The organism is Pararhizobium antarcticum (genome assembly GCF_001885585.1).
GTDB classification, from domain to species: domain Bacteria; phylum Pseudomonadota; class Alphaproteobacteria; order Rhizobiales; family Rhizobiaceae; genus Pararhizobium; species Pararhizobium antarcticum.
Genome location: NZ_LSRP01000118.1, coordinates 91,419 through 106,405, shown reverse-complemented (window position 1 = coordinate 106,405; position 14,987 = coordinate 91,419). Strand labels below are relative to the sequence as shown.

General features: G+C 61.9%; 14 protein-coding genes. 12 read left to right on the top strand and 2 right to left on the bottom strand.

Features of this window, described 5'->3' with window-relative positions; genetic code table 11:
• Positions 1-39: 39 nt before the first annotated feature.
• The 7 genes from AX760_RS21100 to AX760_RS21070 all read left to right on the top strand — a co-directional run bounded on the left by AX760_RS21100 (position 40) and on the right by AX760_RS21070 (position 5,736).
• Positions 40-873, top strand: a complete 834-nt coding sequence (locus AX760_RS21100; RefSeq protein ID WP_071834975.1) for an SDR family oxidoreductase — start codon at positions 40-42, stop codon at positions 871-873.
• Positions 874-897: 24 nt separating this feature from the next.
• On the top strand, positions 898-1,095 hold the full coding sequence (locus tag AX760_RS21095) for a twin transmembrane helix small protein (RefSeq protein ID WP_071834974.1): 198 nt from the start codon (positions 898-900) through the stop codon (positions 1,093-1,095).
• A 17-nt stretch (positions 1,096-1,112) separates the two neighbouring features.
• Positions 1,113-1,691, top strand: a complete 579-nt coding sequence (locus tag AX760_RS21090; RefSeq protein WP_071834973.1) for a cob(I)yrinic acid a,c-diamide adenosyltransferase — start codon at positions 1,113-1,115, stop codon at positions 1,689-1,691.
• A gap of 35 nt (positions 1,692-1,726) precedes the next feature.
• Entirely contained in the window at positions 1,727-2,521 is a 795-nt protein-coding gene (locus AX760_RS21085) for a rhomboid family intramembrane serine protease (RefSeq protein WP_071834972.1), read from the top strand.
• Positions 2,522-2,912: 391 nt separating this feature from the next.
• Positions 2,913-3,662: an electron transfer flavoprotein subunit beta/FixA family protein gene (locus tag AX760_RS21080; RefSeq protein WP_071834971.1), complete on the top strand. Its 750-nt coding sequence runs from the start codon at positions 2,913-2,915 to the stop codon at positions 3,660-3,662.
• Positions 3,663-3,686: 24 nt separating this feature from the next.
• Complete coding sequence (locus tag AX760_RS21075; protein ID WP_071834970.1) at positions 3,687-4,616, top strand: electron transfer flavoprotein subunit alpha/FixB family protein; 930 nt, start codon at positions 3,687-3,689, stop codon at positions 4,614-4,616.
• A gap of 247 nt (positions 4,617-4,863) precedes the next feature.
• Positions 4,864-5,736 carry a 3-hydroxybutyryl-CoA dehydrogenase gene (locus tag AX760_RS21070; RefSeq protein ID WP_071834969.1) on the top strand — a complete coding sequence of 291 codons (873 nt, stop codon included), beginning with the start codon at positions 4,864-4,866 and terminating at the stop codon, positions 5,734-5,736.
• A gap of 70 nt (positions 5,737-5,806) precedes the next feature.
• On the opposite strand, the gene AX760_RS21065 is transcribed toward AX760_RS21070, so the two are convergent.
• Positions 5,807-6,670: a DMT family transporter gene (locus AX760_RS21065; RefSeq protein WP_071834968.1), complete on the bottom strand. Its 864-nt coding sequence runs from the start codon at positions 6,668-6,670 to the stop codon at positions 5,807-5,809.
• A gap of 184 nt (positions 6,671-6,854) precedes the next feature.
• On the opposite strand from AX760_RS21065, the gene AX760_RS21060 reads away from it, so the two are divergent.
• The gene (locus AX760_RS21060; RefSeq protein ID WP_071834966.1) at positions 6,855-8,309 is read left to right on the top strand and encodes an aminotransferase-like domain-containing protein; all 1,455 of its coding nucleotides are present in this window, start codon (positions 6,855-6,857) and stop codon (positions 8,307-8,309) included.
• A 4-nt stretch (positions 8,310-8,313) separates the two neighbouring features.
• On the opposite strand, the gene tlpA is transcribed toward AX760_RS21060, so the two are convergent.
• Positions 8,314-8,991 carry a thiol:disulfide interchange protein TlpA gene (gene tlpA / locus AX760_RS21055; protein WP_071834964.1) on the bottom strand — a complete coding sequence of 226 codons (678 nt, stop codon included), beginning with the start codon at positions 8,989-8,991 and terminating at the stop codon, positions 8,314-8,316.
• 31 nt (positions 8,992-9,022) lie between these two features.
• Here tlpA and argH point away from each other — a divergent pair, with 31 nt between their 5' ends.
• The 4 genes from argH to AX760_RS21035 all read left to right on the top strand — a co-directional run bounded on the left by argH (position 9,023) and on the right by AX760_RS21035 (position 14,812).
• Positions 9,023-10,426 carry an argininosuccinate lyase gene (gene argH, locus AX760_RS21050; protein WP_071834962.1) on the top strand — a complete coding sequence of 468 codons (1,404 nt, stop codon included), beginning with the start codon at positions 9,023-9,025 and terminating at the stop codon, positions 10,424-10,426.
• Between the two features lie 95 nt (positions 10,427-10,521).
• Positions 10,522-10,716, top strand: coding sequence for an LPS translocon maturation chaperone LptM (gene lptM / locus AX760_RS21045; RefSeq protein WP_071834960.1), 195 nt, complete (start codon positions 10,522-10,524; stop codon positions 10,714-10,716).
• Between the two features lie 13 nt (positions 10,717-10,729).
• Positions 10,730-11,998 (top strand): diaminopimelate decarboxylase, encoded by a 1,269-nt coding sequence (gene lysA / locus AX760_RS21040; RefSeq protein ID WP_071834958.1) that lies wholly within the window; start codon positions 10,730-10,732, stop codon positions 11,996-11,998.
• A 174-nt stretch (positions 11,999-12,172) separates the two neighbouring features.
• Positions 12,173-14,812, top strand: coding sequence for a TIGR02302 family protein (locus tag AX760_RS21035; RefSeq protein WP_071834956.1), 2,640 nt, complete (start codon positions 12,173-12,175; stop codon positions 14,810-14,812).
• Positions 14,813-14,987 lie beyond the last annotated feature (175 nt).

Sequence of the window (14,987 nt, the reverse complement as noted above, 5' to 3'; positions counted from 1 at the left end):
ATGGGAAACCGGGCGCAAATGTCCACGGGAACAGGCCGAATGAACGACAAACCCAGCATAATCGTCACCGGTTGCTCCTCGGGCATCGGCGCTTACTGTGCCCGCGCCCTGAACGCCGACGGCTGGCGGGTCTTTGCCACCGTGCGCCGGCCGGAGGATCTGCCGTCGCTGGAAGCCGATGGCATCGAAGCTTTTCTGATGGACTATACGAAAACAGAGACCATTGCGGCGCTCGTCGACCAGGTCTTTGCAAGGACCGGCGGACAGATCGACGCACTCTTCAACAATGGCGCCTATGGTCAGGCCGGTGCAGTCGAAGACCTGCCGACGGAAGCACTGCGCATTCAGCTGGAAACCAATGTCATTGGCTGGCACGACCTGACGCGACGCGTCATTCCGGCCATGCGGTCGCAGGGGCACGGACGGATCGTGCAATGCTCATCCATTCTCGGCATCGTGCCGTATAGATGGAGAGGCGCCTACAATGCCTCGAAATTTGCGCTGGAAGGTCTTTCGCTGACGATGCGAATGGAACTGGAAGGCAGCGGTATCGAGGTCAGCCTCATCGAACCGGGACCGATCGCTTCGCGCTTCACGGCCAATGCGATCACCCATATTGAACGGCATATCGACCTCAAGGGTTCGGTGCATGCCGCGGACTACGAAAAACAGATGCGCCGGCTTCGCGGAGAAGGCAAACCGGCCAGCGGCAAACTTGGCCCCGACGCGGTCTACGACGTGCTGAAGCACGCGCTGACGGCGAAAAGGCCGAGACCGCACTACATCGTGACCCGGCCTGCCCGGCAAGGTGCCCTGTTGAAGAAGCTCCTGCCCGCTGGCCTGTTTTATCGCATTATCGGCCGGCTCGGCTGATTTGAAAGGCAAAGGTACGTTCGCATGTCCAGTTTTCTTACCGGCCTGACGCTGCTCGTCATGGGCCTTGTCGTCATCGTCCTCATCCGCGGCCTCATGCACATGGCAAAGGGCGGCAGCGGCAGCACCTCCAACAAGCTGATGCAGGCACGTGTCCTGCTCCAGGCCGTTGCCATCGCGCTGATCATGCTGACATTGTGGATTACCGGCGGCGGACGCTGACGGACGGGAACAGTATCATGGTCAAGCTCAACAAGATCTACACCAAGACCGGCGACGACGGCACGACGGGTCTGGCGACCGGTCCGCGTCGCCTGAAATCCGACCTGCGCGTCGATGCCTACGGCACCGTCGACGAGACGAATTCCGTCATCGGTCTGGCCCGGCAATACATGGACGACATGGCCGATCTCGATGCCATGCTGATGCGCATCCAGAACGACCTCTTCGATCTCGGGGCCGATCTCGCGACACCGGAGACCGGCGAGGTGATGGAATACGAACCGCTGCGCATGGTCGAGGCGCAGGTTGCGCGCATCGAAACGGAAATCGATCTTTTGAACGGCGATCTCCAGCCCTTGCGTTCCTTTGTTTTGCCCGGCGGCAGCAAGGCGGCGGCGACGCTGCACATCGCCCGCACGGTAGCCCGCCGCGCCGAGCGGCAGATGGTTGAACTGTCTCGCCTGCCTGGCGAAATCGTCAGCATGGCGGCGCTCGAATACATCAACCGGCTCTCGGACTTCCTGTTCGTTGCGGCGCGCTGGTCCAACGACAAGGGCCGCGCGGATGTGCTTTGGGTTCCTGGAAAAAACAGGTAACGTCACTGAAAATCTGAGCGCCTTCAGGGGACCGCATGTTCATACCGCTGCACGACGCGAATTCCCTGAAACACATCAAGCTGCAATATGTGACGATCAGCCTGATCATCATCAATGTGGTCCTCTGGCTGATCACCGGGCCGGTGCTGGTGCCCGAGGCTTTTTCCAATGCCGCCGTGGTCGGGCTTGGCTATATACCGGCCGTCGCCTTTGACTATGCGTCACTCGAGCCCGGACTGGCGCTGGTGCCTGATGAGGCGACCTACGTGACCTACGCCTTCCTGCATGGCGACTTCTGGCATCTGGCCGCCAACATGCTGTTCCTCTGGGTCTTCGGCGACAATGTCGAGGATGCGCTCGGGCACGTCCGCTTCCTGGTCTTCTATCTGCTCTGCGCTGCCGCCGGCGCCTTCATGCATGGCCTGATCGATGTCGAATCGCAGGCGCCTCTGATCGGTGCGTCCGGTGCGATCTCGGGTGTCGTCGCCGCCTATTTTCTGTTGCATCCGAAAGTCCGCGTCTGGGTGCTGGTCCTGTTCCGCATTCCCCTGCCCCTGCCCGCCATCATTCCGCTGGCATTCTGGATCGGACAGCAATTCTTCATGCTGCTCATCGATCCGTCGGGCGGGGTCTCCTGGGGCGCCCATGTCGGCGGCATCATTGCCGGCGCTCTCCTGGTTGTCATTTTGCGACGCCGTGGCGTGCCCTTGTTCGACCGGACGATCGTCAGTCCGCGGGCTGTCGAACATATACAGGCGACGCCGTCAGACGCAGCCGTGGCGGTCGAGACAAAACCGGACCGTCCCAGCCCCTGGGGCCGACCAACCTGAGGGCGATGCTGTCGACAAAGTAACAACCCCATATTTGCGATGGTCCGAGACCTTCTATTGTGCCGCCCTTGGAGTTGGGATTGTGCAGCGTATTGAATGCGCTAGCCCAGTTTTGCTGCATCTTGTCGGAAACGCGACGCCGGAGCAGACGGTGGTGTTTGATCGAGAAGACCACAAGCCACTGCCGAAGATGCCGCACCGATTCGTCAAATCTTGCATCGGATTTTATTGACGTGCACGTAAAGGTAATTTAATTTACCCGTCAGCATCCCATGCCGCATCCGGGCAAAGATTGTAATTCGGGAAAAAACGCGTATCGATGTCGCCAACCGACAATCAGGCCGCTTCGTTAAAGCGCATTTTCCTGCAAACGCATTGAAGGAAGGATTCCATGAAAGTTCTGGTCACCGTAAAGCGTGTCGTCGACTATAACGTCAAGATCCGCGTCAAGCCGGATGGTTCCGGCGTCGAACTCGCCAATGTGAAGATGTCGATGAACCCGTTCGACGAAATTTCCGTCGAAGAGGCGCTTCGCCTGCGCGAAGCCGGCAAGGCGTCGGAAGTGATCGTCGTCTCCGTGGGTCCGGCCAAGGCCGAAGAGACCCTGCGCACGGCACTCGCCATGGGCGCCGACCGGGCAATCCTCGTTGAGACCGACGATGCCGTTGAGCCGCTGGCCGTCGCCAAGATCATCAAGGGCGTGGCGGAAGCCGAACAGCCGGGCCTCATCATCGTCGGCAAGCAGGCGATCGACGACGATAGCAACCAGACCGGCCAGATGCTGTCGGCGCTTCTCGGCTGGGCGCAGGGCACGTTTGCCTCCAAGATCGAGATCGGCGACGGCAAGGCTGCAGTCACACGCGAAGTCGATGGCGGTCTGCAGACCATCGAGATCAAGCTTCCCGCGGTAGTGACCACGGACTTGCGCCTCAATGAGCCGCGCTATGCTTCGCTTCCGAACATCATGAAGGCGAAGAAGAAGCCGCTCGACAAGAAGACACCGGCCGATTTCGGCGTCGACACGACGGCGCGACTGAAGGTGCTGAAGACCGAGGAGCCCTCGGGCCGCAAGGCCGGCATCAAGGTCAAGTCGGTTGCCGAACTCGTCGAGAAGCTCAAGACCGAAGCCGGCGTGCTCTAATTCCAGAAAAGGGAGACTAACACCATGGCCATTCTTCTTCTGGCTGACCACGACAACGCAACGCTTTCCGACCAGACAGCCAAGGCGCTGACCGCTGCCGTCACGATCGGCGGCGACGTCCACGTCCTCGTTGCCGGCAAGGGTGCGGGCGCCGCAGCCGATGCGGCCGCAAAACTGTCCGGCGTCTCCAAGGTGCTGCTCGCCGAAAGCGACGACCTCGCCAACAATCTTGCCGAACCGCTGGCAGCCCTGATCGTCTCACTGGCCGGGTCCTATGATACGATTCTTGCTGCGGCGACCTCGACCGGCAAGAATGTCGCGCCGCGTGTAGCCGCCCTGCTCGATATCGCCCAGATTTCGGAAATCACCGAAGTCGTTTCGCCCGACACGTTCAAGCGGCCGATCTATGCCGGCAACGCCATCCAGACGGTCCAGTCGAGCGAAGCCAAGAAGGTCATCACCGTCCGCACCGCCTCCTTCGCATCCGCATCGGAAGGCGGCTCGGCGCCGGTTGAGACGATTTCGGCTGTCGCCAATCCGGGTCTATCGACCTTTGTCAACGACGCCCTGTCCTCGTCGGATCGTCCGGAATTGACATCGGCAAAGATCATCATCTCGGGTGGCCGCGCGCTGGGATCATCCGAAAAGTTCGAGGAATTCATCCTGCCGGTGGCCGACAAGCTCGGCGCGGCCGTTGGCGCCTCGCGTGCCGCCGTCGACGCAGGCTACGCCCCGAACGACTGGCAGGTCGGCCAGACCGGCAAGGTCGTCGCGCCGCAGCTCTATATCGCGGTCGGCATTTCCGGTGCCATCCAGCACCTGGCCGGCATGAAGGACTCGAAAGTCATCGTCGCCATCAACAAGGACGAGGAAGCGCCGATCTTCCAGGTGGCCGATTACGGTCTTGTCGGCGACCTGTTCACGATCCTGCCGGAGCTTGAAAAGGCTCTGTAAACAGGCAGACTGCCAGGAATCAGGCGATCCCGCGAAACGCGTGGTCGCCTTTTTTCGTTTCGGCCGCGATTGCCGGCCCGCACGTTTCAAACATGGCGGAGTTGCGGCCAAGCCAGCAATAAAGGCTGGAAAATTAGCCCATATGGCTTTATCACTGGCTCCGGACCGGTGCTGCCGGCCGCACAGTATCTTTGCATAAACGGAAGCCGCAATCGCGCTTTCGTCCTGATGATGGAAAATCGGCTCGATGATCAAGAATGTCGGAATTGTTGGCGCGGGCCAGATGGGCTGTGGCATTGCCCAGGTATCGGCGGTGTCCGGATACAAGGTCCATATCTACGATATCTCCGCCGACCGCATCGAGGCTGGCCTTGCAACGATCAACGGAAATCTCGCCCGCCAGGTCTCCTCCGGCAAGATGACTGACGAAGAACGCAAGAAGGCGCTGTCGCTGATCAAGGGATCGGCCGATCTCAACGACCTGTCGCCGATGGATCTTGTAATCGAGGCCGCCACCGAGGACGAGACCGTCAAGCGCAAGATCTATGGTCAGGTCTGTCCGGTCCTGAAGGCCGACGCGATCCTCGCGACCAACACCTCGTCCCTGTCGATCACCCGCCTGGCCTCGGCCACTGACCGGCCGGAACGCTTCATGGGCATTCATTTCATGAACCCGGTCCCGGTGATGAAGCTGGTTGAGCTGGTGCGCGGCATTGCGACGGAAGAAGGCACCTTCTCGTCCGCCAAGCAGTTCGTGACAGCGCTCGACAAGACGATCACCGTCGCCGAGGATTTTCCGGCCTTCATCGTCAACCGCATTCTCCTGCCGATGATCAACGAGGCGATCTATACGCTCTATGAAGGTGTTGGCTCGGTCGAGGCGATCGATACCGCCATGAAGCTCGGCGCCAACCATCCGATGGGACCGCTGCAGCTGGCAGATTTCATCGGCCTCGACACCTGCCTCTCGATCATGCAGGTGCTGCATGACGGCCTGGCGGATTCGAAGTACCGCCCCTGCCCGCTGCTCGTCAAATATGTCGAGGCCGGCTGGCTCGGCCGCAAGTCCGGTCGCGGCTTCTACGATTACCGCGGCGAAGTTCCGGTCCCGACGCGGTAGAGCCACCAAGCACCACATCAACCCTTGCTTGCGCACGGGGATGGACGGCAGCCTTCATTGGACAAGGATGCTAGCGGGCGAACTTTCGTGCCCCGGCGACACACAGGATGACGCCGACTGTTACGGCAAGCATTTGCCAGGTGACGGGTTCGCGCAACAGGGTCGCCGCAAGCGCCAGTCCGAAGAATGGCTGCAGCAACTGCAACTGGCCGACCGCGGCAATCCCGCCCTGTGCAAGGCCACGATACCAGAACACGAAGCCGATCAGCATGCTAAAGATCGAGACATAGGCCAGACTGACGAACGCCGGAACGGCAATGCCGGAGAAGGTCGCAGGCCTGAAAAGGATCGCAGCTGCGAGCATGACCGGCAGCGACAGAACCAGCGCCCAGGAAATCACCTGCCATCCGCCAAGGGTTCGCGAAAGCCGCGCACCCTCGGCATAACCGAGCCCGCAGACGATGATCGCCGCCAGCATCAGCGCGTCCCCAACCGGCGACACCGTCAGCCCTTGCGCCAATGCGAAACCGGCAACCAATGCACTTCCGAGGAGCGAAAACAGCCAGAAGGCCGGTTTTGGCCGTTCACCACCCAGAAGGACGCCAAAGATGGCGGTTGAAAGCGGCAAGAGGCCGACGAACACGATGGAGTGAGCCGACGTCACATGCCTGAGCGCCAGGGCCGTCAGCAAGGGAAAACCGACGACCACGCCGAGCGCTATGACGAAGAGGGAGACGATTTCGCGACGAGAAGGACGCTTCGCCTTGAACAGGAGCAGCAGCCCGAGCGCCAGCACGCCGGCAATCGTTGCCCGCGCGACGGTGAGGAAGAGCGGATCGAAATGCATCACCGCCACGCGCGTGGCCGGCAGCGATCCACTGAAGATCAACACGCCGATAAAGCCATTGATCCACCCGCTCGCCATGCGATCCATCTGTCACCCCATCTTCGCCGCGCGTCTTATGCAAAACGCGCTGGCGCTTCATCATCTTGAAATTCAGCATGATTTTTCTCTTGAACCGACCTTGGCCCCGGAAAAATGCATTCCGACGCGCTCCTTATCGTTCCGCACCCTTGGCTTTGCCAGAGACACTCTGGTACAGTTACGACAAACTGTTATGGTAACAATGGCAATACGGATGAGCGGAGAAACAGCAGGACGGACCACGCGTGTGGCCATGGTCATGGAGACGATCAGGCAGCGTATCGCCGGACGCGGCCTGACGCCCGGCGCAAAACTGCCGTCGGTTCGACGCCTGGCAACGACGCTGAACGTGTCGACCTCGACGGTCGTCGATGCCTATGAGAGATTGGTCGGGGAAGGTGCCATCTTGTCGCGGCCGGGGTCCGGTTTCTACGTGGCAAACCAGGCGGCACCGTTCTCGCTGTCGCAGGCAGCCCCAAAGCTCGATCGCGCTATTGATCCTTTCTGGATCTCCCGCCAGTCGCTGGAAGCCGATGATGGAGACCACAAGCCGGGCTGCGGCTGGCTGCCGGCGTCCTGGCTTGCCGAAGACGGCGTGCGCCGCGCGCTGAGAACCCTGTCGCGCGCCGACGGAGTAGCCCTGGCAGGTTATGGATCTCCCTTGGGCTCATCGCCGCTTCGAACGCTCATCACCAGGCGCATGGCCGAACACGGGATCGAGGCCAATCCCGACCAGATCATGCTGACGGAGTCCGGCACCCAGGCCATCGACCTGCTCTGCCGGTTCCTGATCGAACCTGGTGACACCGTCCTGGTCGACGATCCCTGCTATTTCAATTTTCACGCCCTGCTGCGGGCCCATCGCGCCCGGATCGTCAGCGTGCCCTATACGCCGTCCGGCCCGGATATCGAGGCTTTCGCGCACACGCTCGCGGAAAATCGTCCACGCCTCTACATAACCAATTCGGCGATCCACAACCCCACCGGCGCCACGCTCTCGCCTGTGATCGCCCACAAGATCCTGAAGCTTGCCGAGCAGTTCGACCTCACCATCATCGAGGACGACATCTTTGCCGATTTCGAACACGCGCCGGCGCCGCGCCTGGCTGCGTTCGACGGACTCGACCGGGTCATCCATATCGGTAGCTTCTCCAAGACCTTGTCCGCTGCAGCCCGTTGCGGCTTCGTCGCCGCGAAACCGGAGTGGATCGAAGCGCTGACCGATCTGAAGATCGCGACATCCTTCGGTGGCGGCCGGTTGACGGCGGATCTGGTGCTGCAGGTGTTGAGCGACGGCAATTACCGCAAACACGTCGAGAGCCTGAAGGTCCGTCTCTCGCGGGCGATGACCGACGTATCCGCCAGACTGCGCAATCTGGGCATCGTTCCGTGGCTGGAGCCGCGCGCCGGGATGTTTCTGTGGTGCCGGCTTCCGGACGATCTGGACGCCGCCGACGTCGCACGCGCGGCACTTGAAAGCCGCATCGTCCTTGCGCCCGGCAATGTGTTCAGCCTGTCACAAAGCGCAACCGGCTTCATGCGCTTCAACGTCTCGCAGACGCTCGACCCCCGCGTCCTCGACGTGCTCAAGGACGCAATCCTGCGGCCGAAAGCAAAGGCTGGAACGCAGGCCTCCGGAGCCGGCTGAGGCCTTACGATCCCACAGCCGCCTTCACAAGCGCCTTTGCGTCATCACTGTCCCACACCGCCGGGCCGTTCATCGCGGAGATCAGGCAGCCCTTGTCGTCGATCAGAAGCGTTACCGGCAGGCCGAAAGCGAGGCCTTCCTTTTTCAGCGTATTGAAGACGCCCATCGACGAATCCCGGTAGAAGCCGAGGTCGTGGACCTTGGTCTCCTCGAGAAAGGCTTTCGGCTTTTCTTCGTCGCCAATATCGATATTCACGGCAACGACCTCGAACCGGTCGCTCCCCGCAGCCTTCTCCAGCGCATTCAGGGCCGGCATTTCCTCGCGGCACGGCACGCACCAAGTGGCCCAGAGATTGAGAAGGACAGCCTTGCCCCCGAAATCGGCGAGCGTCAGGTCACGGCCGTCCGCGCCCTTGAAGTTCAGACCAGCCAGCGGTCGCGGTTCGGCGACCGGCGCCATGGCGGCGACCTGCCCCTTGAGAAACGGGGTGATCGCGGCGACCTTGTCCTTTGAAGCCTCGCAGCGCCCGGCATCAGCGGTTTCAGCGAGTGTATCCTTGCCAGACCGGGTTTCGATCACGTATACCCCAGCCGCACCGGCGATAAGCCCGGCAATGGCGGCGAATGCCACCAGCCTGGCGGCCGAAAAACGTTTCTTCGGGTCTGTCGTTTGATTTTCCAAGACGGATCATTCTCCAAGGCGGGCATTGTTCATGGCTGACGGCAACTCTGAGACCAAATCCTCCAACCAGATGTGGGGTGGACGTTTCGCCTCGGGGCCGGATGCGATCATGGAGGAGATAAATGCCTCGATCGACTTCGACAAGAAGCTTTTCGCGCAGGATATCCGCGGCTCAATAGCGCATGCGACCATGCTGGCGCATCAGGGCATTATTTCGACAGAGGATAAAGACAAGATCGTTCACGGTCTCGACACGATCCTGTCAGAGATCGAAAGCGGCCAGTTCGAATTCTCGCGCCGGCTCGAAGACATCCACATGAACATCGAGGCGAGGCTTGCCACGCTGATCGGCCCTGCCGCGGGACGCCTGCACACCGCCCGTTCGCGCAACGACCAGGTGGCGCTCGATTTTCGCCTGTGGGTGAAGGAAGAACTGCAGAAATGCGAAAGCATGCTGACAGGCCTGATTGCCGCGTTTCTGGATCGTGCCGAAGAGCATGCCGACACCGTCATGCCCGGCTTCACCCATCTGCAGACGGCCCAGCCGGTCACCTTCGGCCATCACTGCATGGCCTATGTCGAAATGTTCGGCCGCGACCGCGCCCGCGTCCGCCATGCCATCGAGCACATGGATGAAAGCCCGATCGGCGCCGCGGCACTGGCCGGCACCGGCTTTCCGATCGATCGCCACATGACGGCCAAGGCGCTCGGTTTCAGCGGCCCGACGCGCAATTCGATCGACACGGTCTCGGATCGCGATTTTGCGCTTGAATTCCTGGCGCTTGCCTCGATCTGCGCCGTGCACCTGTCGCGTCTGGCTGAAGAAATCGTCATCTGGTCGACGCCGCAATTCGGCTTCATCCGGCTGTCGGATGCCTTCTCGACGGGCTCGTCGATCATGCCGCAGAAGAAGAACCCGGACGCCGCCGAACTGGTGCGGGCCAAGACCGGCCGCATCAACGGATCGCTGATTGCGCTTCTGACCGTGATGAAGGGCCTGCCGCTCGCCTATTCCAAGGACATGCAGGAAGACAAGGAACAGGTCTTCGATTCGGCCGAAAGCCTGGAACTGGCGATTGCCGCCATGACCGGCATGGTCCGCGACATGACCATCCGCACCGACCGCATGAAAGCCGCCGCTGGCTCCGGCTATTCGACGGCGACCGACCTTGCCGACTGGCTGGTGCGGGAAGCGGGCCTGCCCTTCCGCGACGCCCATCATGTCACCGGCCATGCGGTGGCGCTTGCCGAAAAGAACGGCTGCGAACTGGCAGAGCTTTCGCTGGAAGACCTGCAGGCGCTCAATCCGGCGATCACCGACAAGGTTTTCGGCGTGCTCACCGTCGAGGCTTCGGTCGCCAGCCGCACCTCCTTTGGCGGCACCGCGCCGAGCGAAGTCCGCAAGCAGATCGCCTGGTGGCGCACGCGCAACTGACGAACACGATTCAGGGTGCACAACATCCTGAAAACTGGTTATGAGTCCTGACGAATTGTAGGAATGCCCGATCGGCCGGGCCGGGAAAGAGTTCCATGCTTCTGCGAAACACAGTCTATCTCCTCGTCGCCCTGGCCGCGGCCGGCGTCGCGCTTTCCGGCTGCGGCCGCAAGGGCGAACTCGACCGACCGGGCGTAAGCGGGCCGCTAAACACCAAGACGCCATCAGGCACGGCTGAGAAGAAACAGGACGCCGAAGACCGTCCATTCCTTCTCGATCCCCTCCTCTAGTCAGGCCAGTCCCTTGAACCACTTCGAACATCGCAACGGCGTTCTCCATGCGGAAGACGTGCCCGTTACCGACATCGCCAAGGCCGTCGGCACGCCCTTCTACTGCTATTCGACAGCCACGCTGGAGCGCCACTACGCTGTGTTTTCCAAGGCATTTTCGGATGTCGATGCCATGGTCTGCTATGCGATGAAGGCCAATTCCAACCAGGCGGTGCTGAAGACGCTGGGTCGTCTCGGGGCGGGCGTCGATGTCGTCTCGGGCGGTGAACTGCGCCGGGCGCTGGCTGCCGGCATTCCTGCCTCGCGCATCATGTTTTCGGGCGTCGGCAAGACCATTGCCGAAATGGACCTGGCGCTCGATGCCGGCATCTATTGCTTCAACGTCGAATCCGAACCGGAACTGGAAGTGCTGAACGCCCGCGCCGTGCGCGAGGGCAAGAAGGCGCATGTCTCCTTCCGTATCAATCCGGATGTCGATGCCAAGACCCATGCGAAGATCTCGACGGGCAAGAAGGAAAACAAGTTCGGCATTTCCTATGAGCGCGCACGGGCTGTCTATGCCTATGCCGCGACCCTGCCGGGCATCAAGGTAACCGGCATCGACATGCATATCGGCAGCCAGATCACCGATCTGCAGCCCTTTGAGGAAGCCTTCCGGCTGTTGCGGGAACTGGTCGACACGCTGCGGGCCGACGGCCACGCGATCGACCATGTCGATGTCGGCGGCGGCCTTGGCATTCCCTACAAGGAAGACAACAATCCGCCGCCCTTGCCCGACGCCTATGCCGAGATCGTCAAGAACGAGTTGCGCGGACTGGACTGCAAGATCGTCATGGAGCCGGGCCGGCTGATCGTCGGCAATGCCGGTATCCTGGTGACCGAGGTCATCTATGTGAAGGATGGCGGCTCGAAGACCTTCGTCATCGTCGACGGCGCCATGAACGACCTGATCCGCCCGACGCTCTACGAGGCCTATCATGAGATCCGGCCTGTCCGGATTTCCGCCGCCAATGCGCCGCGCATCAAGGCCGACATCGTCGGCCCGGTCTGCGAAACCGGCGACTATCTGGCGCTCGACCGGGAAATGGCCATGCCGAAGCCCGGTGACCTGATCGCGGTCGGCTCCGCCGGTGCCTATGGTGCCGTGCAGGCGGGGACCTACAACACCCGGCTTCTGGTTCCAGAGGTTCTGGTCAGCGGCAACCGCTTCCATGTGATTCGCCCGCGAACCAGCTATGAAGACCTGATCGGTCTCGATTCGGTTCCGGACTGGCTCGACTGAACGGACAGCCGACACAATCCCCGTGACATCTGTCGATAGCAGACGGCGACGGCAGCGCTTTTCGATCACGATTGCGTTGTCGCCCTCGTCTTCGCCACAAAGAGTGTTATCCTTGAACCGGCAGTCGACAGAGACACCGCCGCCCTCGGCGTGCGTGAAAGGACATGGAAACGGATGACGGAAATCCGGCGGGATGCACCTGAAAAAGCCTCGGGAAAATCGATGCGGCTCGCCCGATTGCTCGGCGCGAAACGATGGCTGGCAAGCCTCGTGCTGTTTTCGGAACAGGTCGTGCCAAGAGCCGTGCCGCCGCTGATTGTCATCCTGCTGTTTCTCTCTACCGCCTGGTTCGGTTTTTTCCGCAGCGTGCCGGCGTGGCTGCATGGCCTGACACTCATCGCCTTTGCCGCAGCCTTCATCGCTCTTCTCGTTCCGCTCGCCCGGATCCGCTGGCCGAAGGTTGCGGACGCCGATCGCATGCTGGAAGAGCGCAACGCCCTGCCGCATCAGGCTATCCGCGTCCAGGATGACCAGCCGGCGACCGATGGCGCCTTCGGCCTCGCCCTCTGGCAGGAGCACCAGAAGCGCATGGCACGCATGATCGGCGCGCTTGAGGCCGGACTGCCGCGCCCCGACATTGCCCGCCACGACCCGCTCGGCCTGCGCGCCGTACCGGTGCTTCTCGTCTGCATCGCCTTTGCCTATTCCTACTCCAACCGGGCCGGCCTGCTGTCGGATGTCGTGCATCTGCCGCAACCCGTCGTGTCGAAACCAGACGTTCGCATCGATGCCTGGGTAACGCCGCCGGCCTATACCGGCCGCGCGCCGATTTTCCTGACCGGCAGCCAGGCCGGCCAGCAGGCGACTGCCGAGGCCCTGCGCATCCCACAATTCAGCGACGTCACGGTGCGCATCACCAGTGCTGCGGGCTCGACCCCGGTGACCTATCTCGAGAAGGACGCCACCGCGCCGATCGTCATCGCCGCCGAAGAGGCCAAGGCATCGACCGAGCCGACGGGAAAACCGGTCGAGACTGCAGCGGTCGCCCCTGTCCAGGGCGAAACGCACCTCTACAAGATCACCCGCGATGGGGCGCTTGATGTCGGCGGACGGCAATGGGCTTTCACGGTCATTCCGGACAGCGTGCCCGAGATCGCTTTTGACGGACTGCCGCGCGGCACGGTCAACGCCGCGCTGGAAATCGGTTTTCTTGCCAAGGACGACTACGGACTGCAGCAGGCCTGGGCGGAAATCAAGCCGCTGGAAACACTGGCTGCAGACGCCCGCCCGCTCTATCCGCTCCCGGAATATCGTCTCGACCTGCCGCGTCGCAACGGGCGCGAGGCAAAGGGACTGACAAGCCGCAATCTCAGCGAACATCCGCTGTCGGGAAAACGCGTCCGCATCACGCTTGTCGCCCGCGACGCCGCCGGTCAGGAAGGCCGCAGCGTTCCACAGGACATGGTCCTGCCCGGCCGCGCTTTCTTCGAGCCGCTGGCCGGCGCCGTTGCGGAACAGCGACAGGTCTTTGCGCTGGATGCCAAGGCACTGCCCCGGGCGCTCGACCTCAATGACGCCGTGATGATCCGTCCGGACGAGAACATTCCCAACCTGACGCACTACCTGCTCTTGCAATCGGGCCGCAGCCGCATGGAAGTCGCCTATAATGACGACATGCTGCGCGATGCCGCCGATCACCTCTGGGAGATCGCGCTCGGCATCGAGGATGGCGACCTGTCGCTTGCCGACCGCCGCCTGCGCGATGCGCAGCAGGCGCTGTCCGACGCGCTGGAAAAGGGCGCATCGGATGAGGAAATCGCCGCGCTGATGCAGGAACTGCGCGATGCCATGCAGGAATATATGAAAGCGCTGGCCCAGCAGGCGATGAAAAACCCGCAAATGGCGGCCCGGCCGGAGCAGAACAATTCACTGCGCCAGCAGGATCTGGAAAAGATGATGGACCAGATCGAAAATCTGGCGAAATCCGGCGCCAAGGATCAGGCCCGACAGATGCTATCCGAAATGCAGCGCATGATGAACAATCTGCAGGCCGGCCGGCCGCAACAGCAGCAGGGCCAGGAAAACAGCGAGATGCGCCAGCAGATGGACAAGCTCGGCGAGTTGATGCAGCAGCAACAGCAACTGATGGACGAGACGTTCAAGTTCGATCAGGCCCTGCGCGACCGCATGCAGCGCGGCGATCCGCTGCAGGGAGAGGATAGCGAACTGTTCGGCCAGCAGATGCCGCAGGATCCGGGCCAGAGCCCGCAGGACCAGCAGCAAAGCGGCGAGCAAAACCCGACCGACGAGATGACCGCCGAACAGCTGAAGGAAGCCCTGAAGCAGCTACGGGCCCAGCAGGAAGCGCTTGGCAAGCAGCTGGGCGAGATCCAGAAGGGCCTCGAAGGCATGGGCATCAAGCCCGGCAAGGGCTTTGGCGAGGCCGGGCGCGAGATGCAGGGTGCCGCCGGCGCACTTGGCGAAGGCCAGGGCGAACAGGCCGTCGGCAGCCAGGGACGCGCGCTCCAAGCCTTGCGCGATGGCGCGCAGGACATGATGCAGCAGATGCAGGGCCAGGGCCAAGGTCCCGGACAGGGACAGGGCGTGCCGCAATACGGCCAGAACGGCCGCGACCCGCTCGGCCGCCGCCAGCAGAATGCCGGCCCGGATTTCGGCGATCAGGTGAAGGTGCCGGACGAGATCGACACCCAGCGCGCGCGCGAAATCCTGGAAGAAATCCGCCGGCGTCTGGGCACGAATTCATCGCCGGAGACGGAGCGGCTATATCTGGAGCGGTTGCTGGATATCAGGTGAGAGTTGATGTCCGAGCCTGATAGCGGCAGCCGTCCACCGTAAATGGGCGTGCAGCCTAGTAATCGATGACGCGCAAATATATTAGCGGTTGCCGGTCTCGGACCAAGGCAATGCCTTCATGTCCATATAGGACACCTATTTTCAAGCTTCGGCATAACCACAATTTGTCCCCAGG

Bases quoted from the DNA above. Each gene is read 5' to 3' on its own strand.
- AX760_RS21095 (WP_071834974.1), top strand. From the start codon at position 898: ATGTCCAGTTTTCTTACCGGCCTGACGCTGCTCGTCATGGGCCTTGTC.
- AX760_RS21080 (WP_071834971.1), top strand. From the start codon at position 2,913: ATGAAAGTTCTGGTCACCGTAAAGCGTGTCGTCGACTATAACGTCAAG.
- AX760_RS21060 (WP_071834966.1), top strand. From the start codon at position 6,855: ATGGTAACAATGGCAATACGGATGAGCGGAGAAACAGCAGGACGGACC.
- AX760_RS21035 (WP_071834956.1), top strand. From the start codon at position 12,173: ATGACGGAAATCCGGCGGGATGCACCTGAAAAAGCCTCGGGAAAATCG.
- AX760_RS21100 (WP_071834975.1), top strand. From the start codon at position 40: ATGAACGACAAACCCAGCATAATCGTCACCGGTTGCTCCTCGGGCATC.
- AX760_RS21070 (WP_071834969.1), top strand. From the start codon at position 4,864: ATGATCAAGAATGTCGGAATTGTTGGCGCGGGCCAGATGGGCTGTGGC.
- AX760_RS21075 (WP_071834970.1), top strand. From the start codon at position 3,687: ATGGCCATTCTTCTTCTGGCTGACCACGACAACGCAACGCTTTCCGAC.
- AX760_RS21090 (WP_071834973.1), top strand. From the start codon at position 1,113: ATGGTCAAGCTCAACAAGATCTACACCAAGACCGGCGACGACGGCACG.
- AX760_RS21085 (WP_071834972.1), top strand. From the start codon at position 1,727: ATGTTCATACCGCTGCACGACGCGAATTCCCTGAAACACATCAAGCTG.
- lptM (WP_071834960.1), top strand. From the start codon at position 10,522: ATGCTTCTGCGAAACACAGTCTATCTCCTCGTCGCCCTGGCCGCGGCC.
- argH (WP_071834962.1), top strand. From the start codon at position 9,023: ATGGCTGACGGCAACTCTGAGACCAAATCCTCCAACCAGATGTGGGGT.
- AX760_RS21065 (WP_071834968.1), bottom strand. From the start codon at position 6,670: ATGGATCGCATGGCGAGCGGGTGGATCAATGGCTTTATCGGCGTGTTG.